Genomic DNA, 9,341 nt, shown 5'->3' on the forward strand with positions numbered 1-9,341 from the left:
TTTTAGATTTGGGATGTTGCATGGAAAAGGGCATGGGGCAGTTAACAACTTTCTGCCCCATGCCCTCTTTTCCGATTTATGTAGAAAAAGAACTGCCACAACCGCAAGTTTGAGTTGCGTTGGGGTTAGTAAACTGAAAGCCGCCCCCGATCATAGCATCGCTGAAGTCGAGAACCAAACCGTAGAGATAAAGAATGCTTTTGCGATCGCAAACTACCTGAAAACCGTCGTAGTCGAACACTTCATCGTCGGATTTCACAGTGCTTGGATCTGCGAAATCCATCACGTAGGACATTCCAGAGCATCCGCCCTGCCGCACCCCTACCCGCAAGCAGAGGTCTTTACCTTGTTTTTCTCTCAGGGCTAAAACTTGACGGACAGCAGAGTCCGTCATTTGAATGCCGCGCTTTTCAGAAATGGCTTGAGTCATAATTTGCCGAACTCCTGAGACTGTCTAATGCAAAGAGTTTAATCTTATTGCTCCATTGTACAGGCATTCGCCAGAAGGCATTCGGTTAGATGCTGAAGGCAGAATTTTTAGCTTCTAATTTTTAATTAGCGTGGGGCATCGTTCCCCAGCTTGATGTCCTCTCCCCCTATAGGGTTTATGATTGAGAAGCAGCGGTTGACCGGCTACCGGCACCGCAACAATGCTTCACCCAACGGGCTTACTCTATGGCAGCGCTGAATCGCTCTACTCTTCGTCGGCTACAAAACTTACCTCAAATTCCCAGCGTGTGGGAGGGCGATCGCCGACCCTTATCTAATGCTGACTCGCACATGATGCTAGATGACGATGACGTTCTAGAAGCAGGTGGCGAGTGCATTCTCTGGGTCGATGGCTCCGAAGGAGTCGTGAGGGCTATGGACATGGTAGGCCCAGATGCCGGCCCAGAGGCGATCGTCCGAGCCCTGCTACGGGCAATGGAACATCCCCAAAGTCCGGCTCCCGCAGTCCGCCCCCAAAAAATAGTAGTCAAAAACCGAGAAATTCAATTTTATCTGCGGGGCGTACTTCAAGATTTAGGCATTTCCATTGACTACGTGCCGGAATTGCCCTTAATTGACGAAATATTTCGAGGCATGGAAGAGGTCGCCATCAACAGACCTCCTGAGTTGCCCCCTCAGTATGCTGAAGTTTTAATGGAAAAAGCTGCTCAAATTTGGCAAGATTCTCCGTGGCGGACTTTGAGCGAACACCAAATTATATCTATTGAAATCAATCAGTGGGATGTCGCCAGCCTCTACGTGTCCGTATTGGGGCAAGGCAGAATGGATTACGGAGTTTTACTGTACCGTTCTCTAGAATCCTTGAAACGGTTTCGAGAACGAGTCGTAAATAATGATGAATCTTTTGAAGATTTAGAACAGGCTTTTTTAGGGCAAGACTGTTTGTTTGTTACCTTTGAAAGTGCCGCAGATATTGATGAGGACGACGAGGACGACGAAATTGATTTAGCCGATTTGCCTCCATCGGAAATTGAACCAAATTTCGGCAACCTACATCCTTTAGAAGGATTGCGATCGATTCTTTACGAAGAAGAAGCCCTCACGATGTTAGTTGCTCTCGAAGCATTTCATCGCTTTTTCCGCAACGGCCGCCGGAAATTGGGTTCAGACACTTTTCCCACTCTTAGCAGCCGCTATCGCATCCCAGTGGCGCAGCCTGACGGAGAAATTCAACAGGTATCCGTTAAAGTTTCCACGATGCCGGATGTTTCAGACGAATTATTACAGATGCTCGGTGATGACGATGATGACGATGATGACGATGATGAGGAATTTGACAAGCCACTGCTGCGGGACGATTTGGTGCCGCAAAATTCATTTTTGAGTCTCGGCGCCGTACCTTGGGAAACGGTAGATTTCCTGCGCCAAAGTGTCCAGTTTCACCAAGGTGCAGAAGTTGATATTAATACCGCCGGAGATGGTTTGCCGGTGGTGATGATTCAAACTTCTCATCCAAAGGCAAAAACTATGATTCAGGATTTGAAAGAAGCTGGAGGTGTGAAGGGAATTGGTTTTAATCCGGGCGAAAATCCTTTTCAGGATGAGCAATTCGACTTGGGTATTTTGCAAACTAAAAATGGAGAGTTGTATTTGTTTGGGGAGTTCAATGAAGACGATCCGGTGCATCAGGAAGCTCGCAAGAAGTGGGACCGTCGCTGTAAATTAACCAACGGTTGGTGCGGTTTGATTATTGCTAAAGGGTTGATGGGTGCTTCTCGCGGTCAGCCTCAGTTTAAGGATATGATCGCTTTGCTTGAGGTGCGCTGGGTGTCTGCTAAAGAGTTGGGAATTGGGCCACTTCAGTTAATGCCGATGTTTTGAAGGAAGAAGGAATAAGGAAGAAGGAAGAAGGAAGAAAGAATAAGGAATAAGGAAGAAGGAAGAAAGAATATGTAAAAGTAATTTGTAAGGTGCGCCCCAGCGCACCCTAGGTTTTAAATTATAAAGGAAAATGATTATGTCAAATTCTACTCAAAAGCGAGAAGTGTTAGTCGCCCTTGATGCTGAATTCGCGGAGAAAATAGACCAGCTTACTGATGATTGGACGGAGGCTATCGAACAAGCTCTCCGTCTCTGGTACGCTAAGCAAATAGAAGATAAGTTGCGGAAGTTTTATCAAAACCGCAGCCAAGAAGATATTGAGTTTGAGGAAGAATGGGCAACATTTGCTCAGGAACAAATGGAAGAAATTTTAATAGAGGAAGGTCTTTGATACAATGACAGAAGCTTATCCGCGACAAGGCGAAGTTTATCTTGTTAGAGCTTTGCGAACGATCGGAGATACCAAAAAGCGTCCTGTTGCTGTCGTTTCCATAGATAGCCGGAATGAATTGAGCCGTACTGTACTGATTGTCCCTTTTACTAGCGATTTGAGAGGGGGCGAAACTCCGACTCGGGTTTTGATTCCGGCACGGTGAAGGAGGGTTATAATCTGACTCGCTGGCTGTCTGCGAGCAAATTATTACTGTCCAAAAGACTTATCTGGAACAAGGCCCTTACGGTCAACTTAGTGCCGATGTCCTAGCAAGAGTTCAGAGGGCTATACAAATGTCGATCGGCATTTACGAACTTTAATAATATTTCTAATATTCTAAATTTTGTTACAATTTGTAAAAATACTGTAAAGGATAGGTAAAATGCGGGTTGCGATCGCAGGTGCGGGACTGGCTGGAATGACCACAGCAGTCGATTTAGTGGAGGCCGGCCACGAAGTAGAAATTTTTGAATCCCGCCCCTTTGTTGGCGGCAAAGTCGGCAGTTGGGTAGATCCCGACGGCAATCACGTGGAAATGGGTTTGCACGTCTTCTTCGGCTGCTATTATAACTTATTTGCTCTGATGAAAAAAGTGGGAGCATTTGACGATTTGCTCCTCAAAGAACACGTCCACACTTTTATCAATCGAGGCGGCGAAACCGGTTCTTTAGATTTTCGCTTTCCGGTGGGTGCTCCTTTGCACGGATTGAAGGCATTTTTTACTACATCCCAGCTATCCGTACAAGACAAAATTCAAAATGCGATCGCCCTGGGAACTAGCCCGATCGTCCGAGGTTTGATAGACTTTGACGGGGCAATGAAAACTATCCGCGATTTGGATAAAGTTAGCTTCGCTGACTGGTTCCGCAGTCAAGGGGGCAACCAAAACTCGCTCAAAAGAATGTGGAATCCGATCGCCTACGCACTGGGTTTTATCGACACTGAAAATATTTCAGCCCGGTGTATGTTGACAATCTTTCAATTCTTTGCTTCCAAAACCGAAGCCTCTGTCATGCGGATGCTGGCTGGTTCTCCCAACGAATATTTGCACAAACCCATTGTGGAATATTTGGAAAGCAAAAGAGCAAAAATTTACACGCGGCGCAGAGTCCGAGAAATTCAGTTTGAAGAAGGCAAAGAAACCCGCGTCACAGGCTTGGTAGTAGCTAACGGCGAAACAGAAGAAAATATTACCGCAGACGCTTATGTTTTTGCATTAGATGTGCCTGGAATTCAGAAAATATTGCCCCCAGCTTGGCGCAAATGGTCAGAATTTGACAACATTTATAAATTAGATGCTGTGCCAGTTGCTACAGTACAATTGCGGTTCGACGGTTGGGTAACGGAACTAGAAGACGAAGCCAAGCGCAAGCAGTTGAGCCACGCTGTAGGAATCGATAATTTGCTATATTCAGCAGATGCAGATTTTTCCTGTTTTGCTGATTTGGCGCTGACAAGTCCCAAGGATTATTATAAGGAAGGACAAGGTTCTCTGTTGCAGTTGGTGTTGACTCCGGGAGATCCGTTTATTAAACAAAGCAATGAGGCGATCGCCCAACACGTACTTAAGCAAGTTCAGGATTTATTCCCGTCAGCGCGGGAATTAAACATGACTTGGTACAGTGTAGTGAAGCTCGCTCAATCTTTGTATCGCGAAGCACCGGGAATGGATGTTTTCCGCCCAGCTCAAAAAACTCCGATCGCCAATTTCTTTCTAGCAGGAAGTTACACTCAGCAAGACTACATTGATAGTATGGAAGGAGCGACACTTTCAGGCCATCAAGCGGCTAAGGCAATTCTCGAAGCTTACAGTCATTAGTCATTAGTCGTCTCGATCCCCCCTAACCCCCCTTAATAAGGGGGGGACAAGAGTGTTCTCAAAGTCTCTCTTAATAAGTGGGGGAGGAACAGTGTTCTCAAAGTCCCCCTTCTTAAGGGGGATTTAGGGGGATCTAGATTCGACAATAAACGAGAAAATCCACAATCTAAAATCTAAAATCTAAAATCTAAAATCCCATGACTGATTGGTTAGAACACAGTGTCCAAGTAGAAGTGGCAATTCCCATCGAATTAGCGTGGCAACTCTGGTCAGATTTAGAGCAAATGCCACGCTGGATGAAGTGGATAGAATCTGTTCATGTTCTCGAAGAAGATCCAGAATTGTCTCGCTGGAAACTCGCAACTGGCGGGTTAGAATTTAGCTGGCTTTCTCGGATTCTCAAATTAGTGCCGAATCAGATAATTCAGTGGGAATCGGTAGACGGTTTGCCAAATAGAGGTGCCGTAAGATTTTACGATCGCAAAGACAGCAGTATCGTCAAGCTGACAGTGGCTTACGGAATTCCCGGCTGGCTGGGAAAATTGATGGATAACCTATTTCTGGGCCGCGTGGTTGAATCGACTATTCAGGCTGACTTGGAAAGGTTTAAAGAGTATGCTCTGAAAGTAAAAGCCACATCTTAAATTCTGAGGACTAAAGTCCTGTGGTTTTTAATTGTAACGCGAGAGTCGATCGCCCTTTGGCGTCAGTATCATAGAGATGTGCTGCTGATTCCTTCTCGGTTTAGTTATGAGTTATTGCCTAAACCCCGCCTGTCAAAACCCGCAAAATGCCGATCGTACCCAATTCTGCCTGAATTGCGGCTCCAAACTGTTGCTCAGAGAGCGTTACCGCGCCATCAAACCCCTGGGGCGCGGCGGTTTTGGTCGCACTTTTTTAGCAATAGACCAAGACAAACCCTCAAAACCCCGCTGTGCAATTAAACAGTTTTTCCCGCTATCTCAAGGTACCAGCAGCAGCGAAAAAGCAGCAGAATTATTCAACCGAGAAGCGGTGCGGCTAGACGAATTGGGGAAACACCCGCAAATTCCCGAACTGCTGGCGCACTTTCAGCAGGAACGCTATCAGTATTTGGTACAGGAATTTATAGAAGGTCAAAATTTACAGGAAGAGTTGGCGCGGACTGGGCCTTTCAGCCAAAGTCAGATTCTCAGTCTGCTGAAGGATTTATTGCCAGTATTGCAGTTCGTGCACGATCGCAGTGTAATTCACCGAGATATTAAACCGCCCAATATTATCCGCCGCATTTCTCAAACTCCCATAATTTATACTTACCCAACATTAACCGGGGAATTAGTTTTAGTTGATTTTGGCGCTGCAAAAGTTGTGGAGGGTTTGAGAGAAACAGGTACAGTCATCGGTTCTCCCGAATTCGTCGCGCCGGAACAAATTAGAGGTCAAGCGGTTTATGCCAGTGATTTGTATAGTTTGGGAGTAACTTGCATTTATTTGCTGACTCAAATATCTCCTTTTGATTTGTTCGATATCAATCAAGATGCTTGGGTTTGGCGAGACTTTTTGAAGGTTCCAATTGATCCGAAATTAAGTCGCATTCTCGACAAAATGATCGAATCGAGTCTCAGTCGGCGCTACAAATCTGTAGCTGAGGTATTGAAAGATTTGCAGCCGCAGCAGTCGGCGGGGGCGGGCACGGGGGCATCGCCCCTACCAGCGCCTAAAATTTCCGTGCCGCAGAGGACGCCGGTGGTGCAGAATGCAGTGCCGCCAACGGTTGCAGGCACCATTTTACCTGTGCCGCCGATGCAGCGGGTTGTACCGGCACGCGCGCCTACTTGGAGGTGTGTTCATACTCTGGTAGGGCATTCTAATGCTGTTACGTCGGTAGCTTTCAGTCCTGATGGCGCGACTTTAGCTAGCGGCAGTGAGGACAAGACGATTGAGATGTGGAAGTTGGATGCGGGTAAGCGGTGGTACACTCTTACGGGTCATTCTGACTGGGTGACCTGTGTGGCGTTTAGTCCTGATGGCGCGAGTTTGGCTAGTGGTGGCAGGGACAAAATGATTCATATTTGGGATTTGAATAAGGGTAAGTGGTGGTACGCTTTGGCTGGTCATTCTGACAGGGTTTCTGCTGTCGCGTTTAGTCGGGATGGTCAGGTTTTGGCTAGCGGCAGTCGGGACAAAACTGTGCAGTTGTGGAATTTGAATAAGGGAAGGCGGATGTCGGCTTTGACTGGTCACGCTGGCGGGGTGGAGGCGGTGGCTTTTAGTTCTGGCGGGGAGTTTTTGGCTAGCGGCAGCCGGGACAAGACTGTGCAGTTGTGGGATTGGCAAAAGGGTCGATCGATTTGTACTTTGGCGGAGCACGGGGATTGGGTGCGGGCGATCGTTTTTGCTGCGAACTCCCCCAACTCCCTTGTCGGTCAGACCCCCCCCAGCCCCTCCTTGGTAAGGGGGGGAGTAGGAGAAGGATTGATTTTGGCGACGGGGAGTCGGGACGGTACCGCGAAGCTGTGGCGGGTGGATGCACAGGGGCGAGGGACGCTGTTGCGGAGTATGAGGGACAATTCTGGGGATGTTTTGTGTCTGGCGTTGAGTCCCGATGGTCGGGTTTTGGCGACGGGCAGCCGGGATGGCACGATTTATTTGTGGGATGCGGATACGGGGGGTTTGCTGGAAATTCTGACGGGCCACGGGGGGGAGGTTTTGTCGGTGGCGTTTAGTGCTGATGGGGGGAGTTTGGCTAGCGGTGCGGGCGATCGAACTGTGAGGATTTGGCGGGGGATTGGGCATTAGGGGCGATGTCAAGAGTGTCCGTCTAAAAAATCTTATATTTATGCTTGACAGGCGATCGAATGTTCTGCTACATTAGGAATTCGTGAGGACGCATAGCTCAGTTGGTTAGAGCACTACGTTGACATCGTAGGGGTCACTGGTTCGAGTCCAGTTGTGTCCATCCCAAAACCCGCTTTCTAAGCGGGTTTTGAGTTTTCTATAACCTAATGGGCTGCTATAGTATTCTCAATCAGGGGTGACAATAAGTGACAATCCCAGACATTAAATGCGATAAATCTGCGATATGTCCAAAGGTTCTGTAAATGTAGAAGTTTTCAAGGATCGGCTACGGTTAGCGTGATCGTGGGAAGGTAAACGCTTTTGGCTCTACATTGGTTTGCCTGATACGATCGTCAATCGTAAGGTCGCTTCTATGAAAGCCAGCCAAATCGAGCTAGACATTGCTAGTGGTAATTTTGATCCCTCCCTCGCCAAGTACAAGCCCCAGAAACAAGAATCTATTTCTGTTTCTGAGCTTTTTGACCAATTTGTCGAATATAAACGCCGTAAAATTGAGGCTGATACTTTTGCTAAATATACTGCCTTTCAGAAACACGTTTCTGTGTTTTTCAAAAGCAAAACAACAATTTCTGTTTCTGAAAGTGTTGCTGAAAATTTTAGAGATTGGTTATTGTCCGATCGCTCCCTTGAACCTGTGACGGTACGCGAACGGATTATCATGATGAACGCTTGCTGGGAATGGGCACACAAAAAGAAGCTGGTTCTCGAAAATCCTTGGGCTGATGTTAAGGTTTCAGTCCCGCCAAAACAGCGCCCCGAACCGTTCACGCTTACAGAAATGAGCGCCATCGTTCATAAATTTCGTTCTGACTCAAACTTCAGTAACTACGCGGATTATGTGGGGTTTAAATTTGGCGTCGGTCTTCGCACCGGGGAAGCTGCTGCGCTGCAATGGCGACATTGTTCCGCTGAATGCGATCGCATCTGGATCGGAGAAAGTTTGAGTAATGGTGGCTCTCGCAAATCAACCAAAACTAATAAGGCGCGCACGGTGCCGCTAACACCAAGGCTGCAACAGCTATTACTTGATCGGCGACCAATTGAGAGGCTGCCCGACAATTTAATTTTCACCAGTAGCGAAGGTAGAGCGATCGACTCCAAAAATTTCTGCAACCGCTACTGGAAACCTACGCTTGCATCCCTTGGAATTGATTACTGAAAACCTTACAACACCAGGCACACGCTAATTTCTCACGGCTTGGAAGCTGGCATGAATCCCGTGGCGATCGCATCCCTCACTGGCCACAATGTTCGCACTCTGTACGAAAACTATGCCGGATTGGTCAACTCACCACAATTGCCGGATTTTTTCCCGGTTTTGAACCCGGTTTCAGATGCTGATTTTGTGGTAATTCCATCTGATATCTCTGAATAAAACTCAGATGTTCAGGATGATTAAGCTGTTGCACATTTAAACTGTGGTACAAGCATTGCCTTTATTTTTGATTTTGCGACCCCATTTAATTATTAATTGCCCTTCATTTAAGAGGCGGTGCAATAAATACTCTAGCTCTTCAATAGATGTAAAAAGTCGATTGGCAATATATTCTTTTGCCGAATGCCATACTAATTCAATTAAGTTATAGTCTGGGCTGTATTCGGGGAGAAATTCTAAATGAAGGTTAGGCATTTCTGTTTCAATTATTTTCAGGTACTCTTCTTTCTTATGAAAACTAGCATTATCAATAATAATCACTATTTTCGCTCCTTTTTCAGCAAATTTTGAGGCTTGATTACCTGCTGATACCCATTCATTGATTAGCTCTTCATAAAAGAGTTTTAGCACTTGCTGGGGGGGTCACAAAGAGGTATACGAAATAGACTGTATAAGGGTTACAGCCCGCATACCTTGTTGATAAAAGCGGCGTTTAGAAGGAGTTAACTTCATTAACTGTTCCACCTCCAAAGAATATTGTTCTA

Annotated in this window: 9 protein-coding genes, 1 tRNA gene and 2 pseudogenes; 10 read left to right on the forward strand and 2 right to left on the reverse strand. The window is 46.6% G+C overall.

The annotated features are described in order from the left end of the window. Positions 1-76: 76 nt before the first annotated feature. Positions 77-430, reverse strand: coding sequence for a HesB/IscA family protein (locus tag QUA24_RS15110; protein ID WP_006632680.1), 354 nt, complete (start codon positions 428-430; stop codon positions 77-79). Between the two features lie 245 nt (positions 431-675). Between QUA24_RS15110 and QUA24_RS15115 the strand changes: the two genes are divergently transcribed. From QUA24_RS15115 to QUA24_RS15160, 10 genes and pseudogenes are all read left to right on the forward strand, one after another. Then, complete coding sequence (locus QUA24_RS15115) at positions 676-2,331, forward strand: DUF6930 domain-containing protein (protein ID WP_333230585.1); 1,656 nt, start codon at positions 676-678, stop codon at positions 2,329-2,331. Between the two features lie 136 nt (positions 2,332-2,467). Further along, on the forward strand, positions 2,468-2,722 hold the full coding sequence (locus QUA24_RS15120) for a hypothetical protein (RefSeq protein ID WP_333212548.1): 255 nt from the start codon (positions 2,468-2,470) through the stop codon (positions 2,720-2,722). A 4-nt stretch (positions 2,723-2,726) separates the two neighbouring features. After that, positions 2,727-2,927 carry a type II toxin-antitoxin system PemK/MazF family toxin gene (locus QUA24_RS15125; protein ID WP_333230586.1) on the forward strand — a complete coding sequence of 67 codons (201 nt, stop codon included), beginning with the start codon at positions 2,727-2,729 and terminating at the stop codon, positions 2,925-2,927. Between the two features lie 219 nt (positions 2,928-3,146). Continuing rightward, positions 3,147-4,583, forward strand: coding sequence for a 9,9'-di-cis-zeta-carotene desaturase (gene zds / locus QUA24_RS15130; RefSeq protein ID WP_333230587.1), 1,437 nt, complete (start codon positions 3,147-3,149; stop codon positions 4,581-4,583). Positions 4,584-4,780: 197 nt separating this feature from the next. Next, a complete protein-coding gene (locus QUA24_RS15135; RefSeq protein WP_015175311.1) occupies positions 4,781-5,227 on the forward strand; it encodes an SRPBCC family protein in 447 nt (148 codons plus the stop codon). 106 nt (positions 5,228-5,333) lie between these two features. After that, the gene (locus tag QUA24_RS15140) at positions 5,334-7,361 is read left to right on the forward strand and encodes a serine/threonine-protein kinase (protein WP_333230588.1); all 2,028 of its coding nucleotides are present in this window, start codon (positions 5,334-5,336) and stop codon (positions 7,359-7,361) included. Positions 7,362-7,447: 86 nt separating this feature from the next. After that, positions 7,448-7,521, forward strand: a tRNA-Val gene (locus QUA24_RS15145). Between the two features lie 198 nt (positions 7,522-7,719). Next, positions 7,720-7,836: pseudogene (locus QUA24_RS27335) on the forward strand (Arm DNA-binding domain-containing protein); the annotation flags it as partial. A gap of 24 nt (positions 7,837-7,860) precedes the next feature. Next, on the forward strand, positions 7,861-8,580 hold the full coding sequence (locus QUA24_RS27340) for a site-specific integrase (RefSeq protein WP_445242617.1): 720 nt from the start codon (positions 7,861-7,863) through the stop codon (positions 8,578-8,580). 39 nt (positions 8,581-8,619) lie between these two features. Beyond that, positions 8,620-8,796 carry a hypothetical protein gene (locus QUA24_RS15160; RefSeq protein WP_333230589.1) on the forward strand — a complete coding sequence of 59 codons (177 nt, stop codon included), beginning with the start codon at positions 8,620-8,622 and terminating at the stop codon, positions 8,794-8,796. A 36-nt stretch (positions 8,797-8,832) separates the two neighbouring features. On the opposite strand, the pseudogene QUA24_RS15165 reads toward QUA24_RS15160, so the two are convergent. Next, positions 8,833-9,204: pseudogene (locus QUA24_RS15165) on the reverse strand (transposase); the annotation flags it as partial. Positions 9,205-9,341: the final 137 nt, after the last annotated feature.

The sequence above is a fragment of the Microcoleus sp. Pol12B5 genome (genome assembly GCF_036701335.1).
Lineage (GTDB): Bacteria > Cyanobacteriota > Cyanobacteriia > Cyanobacteriales > Microcoleaceae > Microcoleus.